Genomic DNA, 14,838 nt, shown 5'->3' with positions numbered 1-14,838 from the left:
CCAGATTGCTTGGGGTTATATGGTCAAGTGAAGAAGCGCATACGGTGGATGCCTTGGCAGTCAGAGGCGATGAAAGACGTGGTAGCCTGCGATAAGCTTCGGGGAGTCGGCAAACAGACTTTGATCCGGAGATCTCTGAATGGGGGAACCCACTCAGCATAAGCTGAGTATCTTGTACTGAATACATAGGTGCAAGAGGCGAACCAGGGGAACTGAAACATCTAAGTACCCTGAGGAAAAGAAATCAACCGAGATTCCCTTAGTAGTGGCGAGCGAACGGGGACTAGCCCTTAAGTGGCTTTGAGATTAGCGGAACGCTCTGGAAAGTGCGGCCATAGTGGGTGATAGCCCTGTACGCGAAAATCTCTTAGTCATGAAATCGAGTAGGACGGAGCACGAGAAACTTTGTCTGAATATGGGGGGACCATCCTCCAAGGCTAAATACTACTGACTGACCGATAGTGAACCAGTACCGTGAGGGAAAGGCGAAAAGAACCCCGGAGAGGGGAGTGAAATAGATCCTGAAACCGTATGCGTACAAGCAGTGGGAGCCTACTTGTTAGGTGACTGCGTACCTTTTGTATAATGGGTCAGCGACTTATATTCAGTGGCGAGCTTAACCGAATAGGGGAGGCGTAGCGAAAGCGAGTCTTAATAGGGCGTTTAGTCGCTGGGTATAGACCCGAAACCGGGCGATCTATCCATGGGCAGGTTGAAGGTTAGGTAACACTGACTGGAGGACCGAACCGACTACCGTTGAAAAGTTAGCGGATGACCTGTGGATCGGAGTGAAAGGCTAATCAAGCTCGGAGATAGCTGGTTCTCCTCGAAAGCTATTTAGGTAGCGCCTCATGTATCACTGTAGGGGGTAGAGCACTGTTTCGGCTAGGGGGTCATCCCGACTTACCAAACCGATGCAAACTCCGAATACCTACAAGTGCCGAGCATGGGAGACACACGGCGGGTGCTAACGTCCGTCGTGAAAAGGGAAACAACCCAGACCGTCAGCTAAGGTCCCAAAGTTATGGTTAAGTGGGAAACGATGTGGGAAGGCTTAGACAGCTAGGAGGTTGGCTTAGAAGCAGCCACCCTTTAAAGAAAGCGTAATAGCTCACTAGTCGAGTCGGCCTGCGCGGAAGATGTAACGGGGCTCAAACCATACACCGAAGCTACGGGTATCACTTAGGTGATGCGGTAGAGGAGCGTTCTGTAAGCCTGTGAAGGTGAGTTGAGAAGCTTGCTGGAGGTATCAGAAGTGCGAATGCTGACATGAGTAACGACAATGGGAGTGAAAAACTCCCACGCCGAAAGACCAAGGTTTCCTGCGCAACGTTAATCGACGCAGGGTTAGTCGGTCCCTAAGGCGAGGCTGAAAAGCGTAGTCGATGGAAAACAGGTTAATATTCCTGTACTTCTGGTTATTGCGATGGAGGGACGGAGAAGGCTAGGCCAGCTTGGCGTTGGTTGTCCAAGTTTAAGGTGGTAGGCTGAGATCTTAGGTAAATCCGGGATCTTAAGGCCGAGAGCTGATGACGAGTTGCCTTTAGGCGACGAAGTGGTTGATGCCATGCTTCCAAGAAAAGCTTCTAAGCTTCAGATAACCAGGAACCGTACCCCAAACCGACACAGGTGGTTGGGTAGAGAATACCAAGGCGCTTGAGAGAACTCGGGTGAAGGAACTAGGCAAAATGGCACCGTAACTTCGGGAGAAGGTGCGCCGGTGAGGGTGAAGGACTTGCTCCGTAAGCCCATGCCGGTCGAAGATACCAGGCCGCTGCGACTGTTTATTAAAAACACAGCACTCTGCAAACACGAAAGTGGACGTATAGGGTGTGACGCCTGCCCGGTGCCGGAAGGTTAATTGATGGGGTTAGCTAACGCGAAGCTCTTGATCGAAGCCCCGGTAAACGGCGGCCGTAACTATAACGGTCCTAAGGTAGCGAAATTCCTTGTCGGGTAAGTTCCGACCTGCACGAATGGCGTAACGATGGCGGCGCTGTCTCCACCCGAGACTCAGTGAAATTGAAATCGCTGTGAAGATGCAGTGTATCCGCGGCTAGACGGAAAGACCCCGTGAACCTTTACTATAGCTTTGCACTGGACTTTGAATTTGCTTGTGTAGGATAGGTGGGAGGCTTTGAAGCGTGGACGCCAGTTCGCGTGGAGCCATCCTTGAAATACCACCCTGGCAACTTTGAGGTTCTAACTCAGGTCCGTTATCCGGATCGAGGACAGTGTATGGTGGGTAGTTTGACTGGGGCGGTCTCCTCCTAAAGAGTAACGGAGGAGTACGAAGGTGCGCTCAGACCGGTCGGAAATCGGTCGTAGAGTATAAAGGCAAAAGCGCGCTTGACTGCGAGACAGACACGTCGAGCAGGTACGAAAGTAGGTCTTAGTGATCCGGTGGTTCTGTATGGAAGGGCCATCGCTCAACGGATAAAAGGTACTCCGGGGATAACAGGCTGATACCGCCCAAGAGTTCATATCGACGGCGGTGTTTGGCACCTCGATGTCGGCTCATCACATCCTGGGGCTGAAGCCGGTCCCAAGGGTATGGCTGTTCGCCATTTAAAGTGGTACGCGAGCTGGGTTTAGAACGTCGTGAGACAGTTCGGTCCCTATCTGCCGTGGACGTTTGAGATTTGAGAGGGGCTGCTCCTAGTACGAGAGGACCGGAGTGGACGAACCTCTGGTGTTCCGGTTGTCACGCCAGTGGCATTGCCGGGTAGCTATGTTCGGAAGAGATAACCGCTGAAAGCATCTAAGCGGGAAACTTGCCTCAAGATGAGATCTCACTGGAGCCTTGAGCTCCCTGAAGGGCCGTCGAAGACTACGACGTTGATAGGTTGGGTGTGTAAGCGCTGTGAGGCGTTGAGCTAACCAATACTAATTGCCCGTGAGGCTTGACCATATAACACCCAAGCAATTTGAGCGAAAGCCAGATTGCGGTGTTGTGAAGACTGCACAGCCGAAGATTTGTAACTCACAAACATCACATACCCGATTCGCTGGAGTGTCTAACAAGACCTTCTGGCAACAGAATTTCTTGACGACCATAGAGCATTGGAACCACCTGATCCCATCCCGAACTCAGCAGTGAAACGATGCATCGCCGATGGTAGTGTGGGGTTTCCCCATGTGAGAGTAGGTCATCGTCAAGATTAAATTCCGAAACCCCTATCTGCGCATGCAGGTAGGGGTTTTGTCTTTAAGGTAGAAGCATCAAGAATTCGCTGGCACGTCGCAACAGACGGATCGGCACACAGAATTTCTTGACGACCATAGAGCATTGGAACCACCTGATCCCATCCCGAACTCAGCAGTGAAACGATGCATCGCCGATGGTAGTGTGGGGTTTCCCCATGTGAGAGTAGGTCATCGTCAAGATTCATTCCGAAACCCCTGTCTGCCCTGCAGACAGGGGTTTTGTCTTTCAGGGACCTGTCGGGAGCTGGCCTTGCCAGCGATGGGCTGCATAGCAGCCCCAGAACAGCCGCTGACTTACCCAGCTCTTCGCACCTTGCCACTGCGCCGCGCCTGCAACTTGCGCCACCAGATATACACCCCGGTCAGCGACAGCACCGCAATCATCACTCCCAACACTGCAATCAACACCTGGCCGGTCATGCCGATGATGCGCCCGCCATGTATGGGTAACTGCAAGCGGTAAAAGCGTTCCCCCAAGGTGCCTTGCCCGGCAATCTCCTTGCCCAGCAAATGCCCGTCAGTGCCGTGGAAGAACAACCAGGACTTACCCTGGGCATCGGTATCGTGCTGGCCAAACCCCGCACCATAGAAGTTGTACTCGAAGCTGTAGTACAGCTCACCGATCGGTGCCGTTAGCCCCAGCCGCTGACCTTCCTGCTGCGCCAGCTGGTAGGCCTGTTGATAGTTCAGCTGGGTCACCCCCAGTTGTTCCTTGGGTAACCCGCCACGGGCTTCATAAACGCTTGGCTCAATCGGTGAAAACAGTGACACCGCCGGTTTGAACACCTGGGCCGGCAGGTTCATCGCGACGCTGCTGATCGCAATCGGCAGCAGCAACAGCCACAACCACAAACCGCCCGCCCTGTGGATATCCATGTTCAGCCGATAGGCATGGCCACCCTTGATCTTCCAGGCTTTCGCCCACTTGCCCCAGAACGGCCGCCCACGCGGCAAGGTCAGCAGCACGGCGATAAAGCAGTCGATTACCCACATGATCGCCACCACACCCATCAGCAGAATCCCCCAGTTGCCGGGCAGGGTCAGGCTGTAATGCAGCTCGAGCATGAACGGCATGAAGTTCTCGCGGGAGAAACAGCATTCACCCCAGTAGCGCTGGCCCAGGGTCAACCCACTGACGGGGTCGAGATAGAACACCGTGTTCTTCTCGGCATAGGGCTCGCCGCTGGCTGGGTCATTGCGCGGCACCATGGCCAGCAGCGCCGCATGCCCGGGCTCGTTCGGGTATTCCATGTACCAGACTTGCAGGCGCGGATGCTCGGCCTGCAACTTATCCACAAGCACCCCGGGTTGCCGGCGTTCACCCACGGTGGGCGCTTCATAGAAGGACGGGTTGAGCCATTCATCCAGTTCGTGATGAAAGGCCAGGACGCTGCCGGTTAGGCCCGCCATGGCCAAAAACAGCGCAGTGATCAGGCCAAGGTAGCGGTGAAGCAGTACGTAAAGCTGACGCATGGGTAAAGGTCCGGAATAAGTCGCCAGATACAACAAAGCCAGCCCCCGGAATCAGGTGCTGGCTTTGGCGTTCATACAGGTGAGGTCAGAACTGGTAGCTGACCGTGGCGCTGACATTGCGCTCTTCGCCCATGTAGCAGTAACTCAGGCTGGCACAGGAGGCGATGTAGCTCTCATTGGTGAGGTTGTTGGCATTGAGCCGCACATCCACGCCCTTGAGCCCGACCTTGCCCAGGTCATAGCCAACCGACGCGTCGAACAGGGTGTAGGAGGGCACCTTCATGGTGTTCTCGGCATCCACCCAGCTGTAGCCGACATAACGCACACCGCCGCCCAGGCGCAGGCCGTCGAGGGCGCCCTGGCGGAAGTTGTAGTCAGCCCACAGCGAGGCCATGTGTCGCGGTGCCTGGGTAGGCGAGTTGCCCTTGTTGTCGAGGTCGCTGCCGAACAGCGTGCTTGGCATCGACTTGGCGTACTCGATGTCGGTGAAGGTGTAGCTGCCGAGCACTTTCAGGTTGTCGGTGACCTGCATGTGGGCTTCCAGCTCCAGGCCCTGGGAACGGACCTGGCCTACAGGACGATAGAACTCTTCCTGCGGCAGCTTAGAGGCCAGGTTCTCCTGCTCGATGCGGAACACCGAAGCGGTGAACAGGTTGTCAGTGCCCGGTGGCTGGTACTTGATGCCGGCTTCCCACTGGGTGCCCTCGGTCGGCGCCAGCGGATTGCCGGCCTGGTCGGCGTAGGAGTTGGGGTTGAACGACTCGGAATAGCTGATGTACGGCGCAATGCCGTTTTCGAACAGGTACAGCACGCCGGCGCGGCCGGTCAGTTTGGTGCGCTGGTCGCTGATCCTGGTGCCCAGCGGGCGGCTGGCTTCGGCGATACGGTTCTCGTCCGAGGTCTTCACCCAGTCCTGACGCAGGCCCAGGGAGAAGCGCCACTGGTCGAGCTCGATCAGGTCCTGTAGGTACACGCCGGTCTGCTGCAGCCGACGCAGGTAGCTGGTGGGGTTGTAGTAGGTGATTTGCGAGTTGCCGTACTGCGGGTCGAAGGCGTTGATCGGCGCCAGCGAGCCACTGCGCCAGTCGACCACGGTTTTGCGCCGCTGATAGTCCAGGCCCAGCAGGGTGGTGTGCTTGGCACTGCCGGTAAAGTATTCGGCCTGGAGCATGTTGTCGATGATGTACGCGTGGAGCTTTTCATCGCCGCCGGTGTAGTAGCGGTTCAGCTCGTTGCTGGTCGGCGTGGTCCAGCCCCAGGCATACACCTGGTCCATTTTCACCGTCGAGTCCAGGTAGCGGAAGTTCTGCCGCGCGGTGAAGACGTCGTTGAAGCGATGCTCGAACTGATAGCCGAACGACTGCTGGTCGCGCTCGTAGCGGTCGACACCCGGCTCGCCTTCGAAGAAGTGATCGGAGATACGCTGGCCATTGCGCTGGTGTAGCGCGCCATCGGCCGGCACGCCGCCGTGATAGCCGCCGTCGGGGTCGTGCTGCAGGTAGGCCTGCAGGGTCAGCGAGGTGTCTTCGCTGAAATTGATGCTGACAGTCGGGGCCAGGGCGAAGCGTTTTTCCTCGTTGTGGTCGAACTGGGTGTCGGACTGATCGGCCAGGCCCACCAGACGGTAGGCGATGCGCTTGTCGTCATTCAGCGGGCCGCTGAAGTCGAAACCGACACCACGCTGGCCCTGGGTGCCAACAGTGGCCTGTACCTGATGGTAGGCCTCGTACAGTGGCTTCTTGCTGGTCAGGGCGACCAGGCCGCCGGGTGAGCTGCGGCCATAGAGCACCGAAGATGGCCCCTTGAGGATGTCCACGCGCTCAAGAAAGTACGGATCGACCTGCATGGTGCTGTAGGTGCCGCTGTCACCCATGGACTTGAGGCCGTCCAGGTAGATGTTATCCACAGAGCCGTCGTTGAAGCCGCGCATGGCTACGTAGTCGTAGCGGTGTGTCGCACCATAAGGGTTGGTCAGCACGCCCGGGGTGTAGCGCATGGCCTGGGCCACGGTCTGCGAGCCCTGGTCGTCCATTTGCTGACGGGTCACCACCGATACAGACTGCGAGGTTTCCAGGATCGGCGCACTGGTCTTGGTCGCAACCTGGCTGTGAGTGGCGTTGTAGCCTTCCATGCTGCCCAGGGCGTTACCCAGGGCGAACTCACGCACTTCGGTGCTAGGCAGCGACAGCGCTGCGTCCTGTGCCTGAGCCCGCAGCACATAGCTGCCGCCATCCTGGCTGAGGGCCTCCAGGCCTGAACCATTAAGCAACTGGCGCAGCGCCTGGTCGGTGGCGTAGCTGCCTTGCAGGCCCGGCGACTGCAGGCCCTGGGTCATTTGCGGGGTGCTCGACAGGGTGATCTGAGCCTGGCGGGCGAACTGGTTGAGCACCTCATCCAGGGAGCCGGCAGGGATGTTGTACTGCTGGCTGACACTGCCTGCTGGTGAGGCAAGTGTCATTGCCGGCACCGCAGTGATGCCCAGGGCGGTGCCGAGCAGCGCGGCGCGGATGGCCTTGCCGAGGACACTGGAACAGGCAGAATCTAAGACAGGTTGAAAATCATTCTTCTTGTTGAGCCGCAACAGGGGCGAAGCATTACGCATGGAGAGCATCCGTAGAGTCGGTAAGGGCAGAAAGAGTCGCTTACTGTCCTAGCCGGACTCGTGGGTAAAACCCGCCAAAAAAAAACACCTCAGGCCAGCCGTTCCAGGCGCACCCACCAGCGGGTGCGATAGCTGACCTTGATCGGCAGTGTCTGCGGCAGCAGTTGCAACAGCTTGTCGGTGTCTGCAAGGCGGAACACACCTGACAGGCGCAAGTCGGCAATGTCGTCGGCGCAGCTGACATAGCCATGGCGATAGCGCCCGACTTCAGCGAGAAAATCACCCAGGCGCATGTCGCGGGTGACGATCAGCCCTTCGGCCCAGGCGCCGGCATCCATGTCCTGATTGTGCAGCAGGGTCGCGCCGCGGGCATCGAGGCGATAGCTCTGGCCGGCGTGAATCCATTGCATCGGGCCTGGCGAGTGGATGGCGACGCTGCCCTGGCTGACGCTGACGCGGGTGCAGTCGTCGTCCTGGCGCACCACGAAGCGGCCGTCGAAGCCTTGCAGCAAGGCTTCGCGGGTGCTGACCAGCAACGGTCGAGCCGGGGTGCTTGTGTCTTTGGCGCAGGTCAGCATCAACTCGCCGTGCTTGAGACGAATCAGGCGCTGATCGGCCTCAAAGGCAAGGTCTGCGGCGCTGTTGGTGTTCAGTTGCAGCAGCGAGCCATCGGGCAGGCGCACGCTGCGACGCTGGCCGGTGGCGCTGGCGAAATCCGCAGTCCAGGGGCTGATTAGCTGCAGGTCCTTACCCAGCCAGGTCGCCGAGCCGAGCACCAGCACGCCGCTGAGCAGCTTCAGGGCCTGGCGTCGTTGCAGGCGCTGGCTGCTGTTCTCAAGGGTCTGCAAGGCCACACTGGCCCCTGGCACGGCGCGCAGGTTGAGTTCCTGCTGCAGCGACTGCACTCGTTGCCAGGCCAGCTCGTGCTCCTGATGGGTTGCACGCCACTGTTCGCATTGCTGCTGCAGCCGCGCGTTGTGGCCGCTTTCGCGCAGCTTGAGCATCCAGTGGATGGCTTGCTTGACCACGCGCGGGCCGGGGTTGAGGGTGGTCATGACGGCTTACGCCTCTGACTCGTAGCGCAGCAGGTAGCAATGATAGAGCGCATCGGCCACGTAGCGCTCAACCGAGCGCAGCGACACGCCCATCTGTTCGGCAATGTCCTTGTGGCTCAAGCCCTCGCACTGGGCCAGGAGAAACGCACGACGCACTTTCGGCTTGAGGCCGTCGAGCATCTGCGCGATGCGCTCAAGCAGCTCCAGCAGCAGTTCGCGGGTTTCAAGCGAAGGCACTTCGGCCTCTGGCAGATGCGCCAGGGCTTCGAGGTAGGCGCGCTGCAGCTCCTCACGGCGCCAGTGGTCGATCACCAGGCCGCGAGCGATGGTACGCAGGAATGCCCGGGGGGCGTTCAGCTCCAACAGTTCACGCCGCTGCAACAGGCGCACGAAAGTGTCCTGGGCCAGGTCCGCGGCATCGGCGGCGTTGCCCAGCTTGCTGCGCAGCCAGGTGTTCAGCCAGCCGTGGTGATGGCTGTAAAGCGTGTGCACGGACTCTCGAGAGGGCATGAAGGTGCGCTGCTGAAGGGGTCATAAATGATAATTAGTCTCATTGTTGGCATCCTTGGAATATTTTGCAACTGTTGATCAGGGCAAGCTCGCTCTTGCCGGAGCGGGCTTGCCCCGCGATCGGGTTTAACTCAGCAAATTCTTCACATTGTTCATTGCCTCATCGGCAAACCCCTGCAAAAACGCCTGAAAGCCAGGCATTGCCTCGCTGCCGCCTTGCCATGGCTCGGCCTGGATGGTCCAGGTCGCCCGCGCCTGACGCTCGCCCAGCGCCTCGACCTGCATCGCCGCCCACAGGTTGCCGATGTTCAGGCTGGTGTAGATCAGGCTCCAGGTCATGTACATGGCCTGGTCGTCGCGGCTGTTGAGCTGCTCGATGACCACGTTGCCGTCCTTGAACAGCTTCTTGCGCACCGAGCGTACGCCGCTACCGGTCATCTCGATGTGCGCCAGGGCCGGGATGAACACCGGGAAGCCGGCAAAGTTGCCGACGATGTTCCAGACGCTGGCGGCAGCGCTGGCGATCTCGACGCTGGCCACTACGTGGCAGCCTTCGGGGTTGTGGATAAGTGTGTCGGGTTGGAGTGCTTGCATGGTGTCTCTCCTGGTTGAGTTGAAGCTGCTCAGATGAAGGCGATGTCGTGCAGGTACTGGCAGCCGCGTTGCAGCAGCTGCGGGGTTTTGCGCGGGTAACGGGCGCCCATGCGCTGGACGCCGGCGCGGGCGTTGTCGTGCTGGATTCGCGAGATGTCGCCGATGTCTTCCTCAAAGCCGTCCAGGTAGAAACCCAGCACATCGAACAGGGCGTTGTCGCGGTCGACCCGCTGCAACTGCCGCTGCCACTGCTCAACGCTGACCAGCTCGAATGGCCTGCCGCTGTCGCGGAACACCGAGACGTAATCGCGCCAGCTCAAAGGCTCGGGGTTGTGCAGGTTGAACACCGCCCGTTCGGGCTGGTAGCGGCTGCTGTGGAAGGCGATGAAGCGGGCCAGAAAGTCCACCGGCATCAGGTCGAAGTTGAGCTCCAGCGCCGGCACCTGGCCGAGTTGCAGCGAGCCTTTGAGCATCAGCATCAACCGGTTGCGCTGGGGCTGGCAGATGCCATTGCGGCTGTCGAAGGTGATGTTGCCGGGGCGGTACAGGTTGACCCACACGCCCTGGGCGCGGGCGCGCTGAAGAATGCGCTCGCCCACCCATTTGCTCAGGTTGTAGCCGTTGCGGATATAGATCGGCGGGGTGGTGGCCGGGTCTTGTTCGAGCACCTGGCCGTCGGCGTCAATGGCGCTGCACGCCGACAGGGTCGAGATGAAATTGAAGACCTTCTTGCGCCGGCCTTCGCACAGGCGCAGGCACTCGAACAGCGGTTCGACGTTGTCGGCGGCGAGGCTCTGGTAATCCAGCACATGGTTGACCTGCGCGGCGTTGTGCAACAGCGCGCCGTACTCGCTGTCGAGGTAGTTGTAGTCGGCTTCGGCGAGGCCCAGGCGCGGCTGGCGCAGGTCGGCGGCGAAGACTTTCACCCGGCTCATGTCCAGCCCATGCAAGCCGTTCTCTACCAGCGCCGCGCTAAAGCGTTGCTCGGCTGACTGACTGGCGTTGGCGCGCACCAGGCAGGCCACTTCGCTGGCGCCCCATTGCAGCAGCGCTTCGACCAGGTGCACGCCAAGAAAGCTGTTGGCGCCGGTGACGATCACCTTGTGCACATCGCCCAGTTGCGCCACTGGCAGCACCTGCAAGCCCAGTTCGCGGCAGGCGTCGCGTTCAGCTTGCGGGTCGAGGCCAGGCAGCTGTGCCTGCTCACCGCTGACCAGGGTGGCCAGGCGTTGCACTGTCGGCATCTCGATAAAGCGGTTGATCGCAATGCCGCGGCCGAACTGTTCGCGAATGGCCAGCAACAGGCGCGACAGCAGGATCGAATGGCCACCGAGGCTGAAGAAGCTGGCGTCGGTGGAAATGTCCTGCTCGGGCAGTTCCAGCAGCGTGCTCCACAGGCCAACCAGCTGCGCTTCGACCGGGGTTAGCGGACCGAAGTGATGCCGGCTCGGCGCCAAACCCAGCGGCAGTGCCGCCAGCGCCTGGCGGTCAACTTTGCCGTTGGCGGTGTAGGGCATCTGCGCCAGTTGCTGATAGAAACCCGGGCGCATGTAGTCGGGCAGCCTTTGCTCGGCGTGCTGGCGCAGCGCCGCTTCGCTGTCATCACCGGTGGCTTGCGCGCAGAACGCCAGGATCCGCCGCTGGGCATCGATGATCACCGCCACCTGGCGGAACAGGCCGCTGCTGCGCAGGCAGTGCTCGATCTCTTCGGGCTCGACGCGAAAGCCGCGAATCTTCACCTGGTTGTCGCGCCGGCCACAAAGCTCGATACCCTCGGCCGTCCATTTGCCGATATCGCCGGTGCGATACACGCGCAACAGGCTGCTGTCGCCTGGGCTGAGGTTGAGGAAGCGCTCGTTGCTCAGGGCAGGATTGTTCAGATAGCCCAAGCCCACGCCCGGCCCTGCGATATACAACTCACCGGGGCAGTTTTCGATCACCGGTTGCAGGTTTTCGTCGAGGATCAGCACCCGCGTGTTGGCGATCGGGCAACCCAGGTTGCGGTTGTTGTCGCCAGTGTTGAACACCCGGGTGGTGGCCAGTACCGTGGTCTCGGTCGGGCCATAGATGTTGTGCAGTTGGCACTGCCCGGCCAGGCGTGCAATCACCTCCGGTTCACAGACGTCGCCACCGGTGACCAGGTGCTTCAACTCCAGGGTTTGATCGCGCGGCAGGATGCTCAGCAGTGCCGGCGGCAGGAAGGCGTGGGTGACGTGCTGTTCGCGCATCAGCGCCAGCAATTGAGCCGGGTCGCGGCGCTGGTCTTGCGTGGGCACCACCAGTTCGCCGCCGGCGACCCAGGTGGGCAGGATGTCCAGCAGCGAGGCATCGAAGCCGATGGTCGAAAACTGCAATGCCCGGCTGTGCTCATCGAGTTGCACGTGGGCGCTGTACCAGACCTGGAAGTGGCTGAGGTTACGCTGGCTGAGCAGCACGCCCTTGGGCTGGCCAGTGGTGCCCGAGGTGTAGATCGCCACGCACGGGGCGTCTGGCGCCGGTCGCTGGCGCAGTAATGACGGCAACGGCTGCGCCAACGCTGCGGGCAACTGGCGCAGGTCGAGGCTTTTCACAGCCAAGTCATCCACTGGGACTTGACCGTCATGCAGCAACAGGCTGGCGCCGGCGTTCTTGAGGATGTAACGCAGACGCTCGGCGGGGTGCGCAGGATCCAGCGGCAAGTACACCGCCCCATAGCCGAATACCGCGAGCAGGCTGGCGTAGAGCGCTGCGGATTTGCCCATGCAAACGCCAATCACTGGCGGGTCGGCGTCAATAGCCAAGCCGGCCATCAATTGCTGGATGGCGACCGCCTGGGCGTGCAGTCGGGCATAGCTGATGCGCTGGCCGTTGAGGTTCAGCGCCGGGCGTTCGGCATGAAGTTGCAGGCTCTGCTGCAGGCGCTCGATCAGCGCTACTTCGCCAGTTGCCAGCAATGGCAGGCTGTCGTGCTGGTTGTAGCGATGCAGCCAGGCCAGTTGCTCCAGCCAGCCAAGACCTTGTTGCTGGTCCTCCTGCCCGGGGCTGATGGCGGCTGCCTGCTGCAGGTAGTCGGGGTTTCGCGAGAAACGGCTGACGTGCAGCGCGAGGGCTTGCTGCAGGCTGTCGATGGTCTTCCGGCGCAGTTGCTGGCCATTGCCGGACACCTCCGCTGCTAGCGGCTGGCGCTCGATCAACCGCTGCGCGGTGGCTGTGCCGGTCCAGCACAACAGCTCAAGGTTCGGCAGTTCGCCAGTACTGTGCAGGTTGAGCCCCAGGCGCAGGCTCAACAACGCGCAGTCGCCAAGCCCCTGCCAATCGCTGGCACTCAGCGCCAGGCTGCCATCATCGATGAGCAGCTGTGGCCGGGGCCACGGGCGATGCTGCAAGGCTGCGGCGCTATCGGCCAGGTACAGCGCGTGCCCATGGTCGAGCAGTTCCTGGTGCAGCAGGGCCAATGCCGGGCTTGTGCCGATCAGACAGATTTGCAGGCGTCTCATGGCGCTCTCCTTGGTTCGGGCAGGTAATGCGCCAGGGCCTGTTGTACGCAAGGCGAATCGAGCATCGAGCTGGCGCGGAACAGGCGCAGGATGTTGCCCAGCAGCGGATGCCGGTGATCGATCGGGTAGGCCATCGCCGTTACCTCCTGGCGCAATGCTTGGCGCGCGGTCTCGCCGATCGGCAGGTGCTCGATCAGGCTGAAATCGAAGGCTTTCTGGATGTCGTTGGTCAGGTACTGGGCGAGAAACACCGGGAGGATGTCGGCAATGCACCGGCGATCCGCCTCCGGCGCGCTGTGCCAGTAGATGCGTACCAACCGCGCCCAGAAGGTCGAGTGGCGCCCCTCGTCGAGCAGGTGGTCGGCCATCAACCCCTTGACCGAGGGCTTGACCGTGTCATCGCGGGCAAAGGCGGCGACGTCGTCCGTCAGGGTGTTCTCGGCAATACCCACGCAAATCAGCTCAAGGGCGTCGCGCAGGTGTTCCGGTGCCAGCGCCAGGGCTGCGGGTATCGCCCGGCTCAGCTCGATCTCCCGGGGCAGGGCAATCGGCTCGATGCCGGTCAGGGCGATGGTCTGGTGCATGAAGTCCATGGCCACCAAGGCGTGGTAGTCCTCATCGACCACCACGGTCATGGCGTCATAGCGGCAGGCGAACGGAAAGCGAATGGCGAAGCGGTCCTTGGCGATCCGCCGGGCGGTGTGGTCGACGATCTCGGTCTCGAAAATCACCACGTCGTTGATGAACTTGTAGAGGCTCTGGGCCAGGGCGAAATCGCGCTGCTGCGGGCACGCGCGGACAAAGGTTTCGCTGAGCACCAGCGGCTGGCGGCTGAGCGGGTAGATCAGGCGCTGATCATCCTCGACCAGGCGTCGTGGCCGGGTGCGGATGGTCGCCCGGCTCTCCCAGGCCTCGGCACAGGAGGTGTAGTCGAGGGCGTTCATGCGCTGGTCTCCACGACGTTTTCACGCATCGACAGGCGCAAGCGGTCCCACAGGGCAATGCGGCTGTCGACGGCGGCAATGGCGGCTTCGAGCACCTGGCGTTGTTGCACCGGGTCGCCTTTGACCAGCCTTGCCAGCAAGGCCTCGGCGGCCGGGCCGTGGTCTTCGGAATCGACCTCGATGTGCCGCTGCAGGTAGTAACGGAAGGTGGGCGCCTGTTCGCCGCTGATACCCCAGTCATCGAGGATGCGCTGGAACATGGTCGGGATGACGCTTTCGCGGCCGTGCAGAAAGGCTGCTGCGACACCATGGGCCGGTGCGCCCAGGGCGGTTTCCAGCGTGTGGCAGACGAACTGCCGGGCTGCCTCGCTGGCGCCTGCACGCTGCAGGGCACTGGCGTAACCCACGCCTTCACGCTGCAGGCTGACGAAGCGCTCGATCGCCGCTGTGCTGGCGCCGACCTCGCGCATGGCGTCCAGGTACAGCTCGAAATGACTGTAGTGGCCCTGGCCGGGGCGGTCGTCGGACTCCTCGCCAAGAACGATCTCGTTGATCAGGCGTGCGGCGTGCGGGTCAAGCGGTGGCAGCCAGGGCAACTGGATACAGGTCAGCTCCTGCTGCAGGCGCTTGGTCAGCGACATGAAATCCCAGACGGCGAAGACATGGGTTTCCATGAACCGTTGCAATACCGGCAAACAATCGATTTCAGTAAAGATCGGGTGTGCGGCAAGTTCGGCTTTGCGGGCGATAAGAAGCGAAGTCAATGTATTCATGGGGTTTCCTGGTCACTGGCTAACATCCGGTTAATGTCTTTTCATCGGCGGCGGCGAAGTTTTCAGCGGCCGAGCAGGGGCCTCGACTGAATTATTCGATAACAGCGCAATGGCAGACGTATCGATGCAGTTGGCATCGTTTTCTTCGGTGAACGGGCGCCTGGCGGTGGAGGTGGCCCGTGCCATTAAAAAGTTAGAACAACT

Annotated in this window: 8 protein-coding genes and 3 rRNA genes; 3 read left to right on the top strand and 8 right to left on the bottom strand. The window is 60.5% G+C overall.

The window, feature by feature from the left end; translation table 11 throughout:
• The first annotated feature begins 21 nt into the window (after window positions 1-21).
• The 3 genes from JYG36_RS00085 (at window position 22) to rrf (JYG36_RS00075) (ending at window position 3,387) form a co-directional block, all read left to right on the top strand.
• Window positions 22-2,911: ribosomal RNA gene (locus tag JYG36_RS00085) — 23S ribosomal RNA — on the top strand.
• A gap of 134 nt (window positions 2,912-3,045) precedes the next feature.
• Window positions 3,046-3,161: ribosomal RNA gene (gene rrf, locus JYG36_RS00080) — 5S ribosomal RNA — on the top strand.
• A 110-nt stretch (window positions 3,162-3,271) separates the two neighbouring features.
• Window positions 3,272-3,387, top strand: a 5S ribosomal RNA gene (gene rrf, locus JYG36_RS00075).
• Window positions 3,388-3,501: 114 nt separating this feature from the next.
• On the opposite strand, the gene JYG36_RS00070 is transcribed toward rrf (JYG36_RS00075), so the two are convergent.
• The 8 genes from JYG36_RS00070 to JYG36_RS00035 form a co-directional block, all read right to left on the bottom strand.
• Window positions 3,502-4,680, bottom strand: coding sequence for a PepSY-associated TM helix domain-containing protein (locus JYG36_RS00070; RefSeq protein WP_093377521.1), 1,179 nt, complete (start codon window positions 4,678-4,680; stop codon window positions 3,502-3,504).
• 85 nt (window positions 4,681-4,765) lie between these two features.
• Window positions 4,766-7,282: a TonB-dependent siderophore receptor gene (locus JYG36_RS00065; protein WP_249744384.1), complete on the bottom strand. Its 2,517-nt coding sequence runs from the start codon at window positions 7,280-7,282 to the stop codon at window positions 4,766-4,768.
• 89 nt (window positions 7,283-7,371) lie between these two features.
• The gene (locus tag JYG36_RS00060; RefSeq protein WP_213602784.1) at window positions 7,372-8,337 is read right to left on the bottom strand and encodes a FecR domain-containing protein; all 966 of its coding nucleotides are present in this window, start codon (window positions 8,335-8,337) and stop codon (window positions 7,372-7,374) included.
• Window positions 8,338-8,343: 6 nt separating this feature from the next.
• Complete coding sequence (locus tag JYG36_RS00055) at window positions 8,344-8,847, bottom strand: sigma-70 family RNA polymerase sigma factor (RefSeq protein ID WP_093377508.1); 504 nt, start codon at window positions 8,845-8,847, stop codon at window positions 8,344-8,346.
• Window positions 8,848-8,973: 126 nt separating this feature from the next.
• On the bottom strand, window positions 8,974-9,441 hold the full coding sequence (locus JYG36_RS00050) for an SRPBCC family protein (RefSeq protein WP_093377504.1): 468 nt from the start codon (window positions 9,439-9,441) through the stop codon (window positions 8,974-8,976).
• Between the two features lie 29 nt (window positions 9,442-9,470).
• The gene (locus JYG36_RS00045; RefSeq protein WP_213602782.1) at window positions 9,471-12,917 is read right to left on the bottom strand and encodes a non-ribosomal peptide synthetase; all 3,447 of its coding nucleotides are present in this window, start codon (window positions 12,915-12,917) and stop codon (window positions 9,471-9,473) included.
• A complete protein-coding gene (locus JYG36_RS00040) occupies window positions 12,914-13,861 on the bottom strand; it encodes a diiron oxygenase (protein WP_213602780.1) in 948 nt (315 codons plus the stop codon). Before JYG36_RS00040 ends, JYG36_RS00045 begins: the two co-directional genes overlap by 4 nt.
• The gene (locus tag JYG36_RS00035) at window positions 13,858-14,634 is read right to left on the bottom strand and encodes a DUF3050 domain-containing protein (protein WP_093377496.1); all 777 of its coding nucleotides are present in this window, start codon (window positions 14,632-14,634) and stop codon (window positions 13,858-13,860) included. Before JYG36_RS00035 ends, JYG36_RS00040 begins: the two co-directional genes overlap by 4 nt.
• Window positions 14,635-14,838: the final 204 nt, after the last annotated feature.

Origin of the sequence: Pseudomonas sp. SORT22, assembly GCF_018417635.1 — a bacterium.
GTDB lineage: Bacteria > Pseudomonadota > Gammaproteobacteria > Pseudomonadales > Pseudomonadaceae > Aquipseudomonas.
Note: the sequence above shows the minus strand (reverse complement) of the source record. Positions and strands in the feature narration are given on the sequence as shown.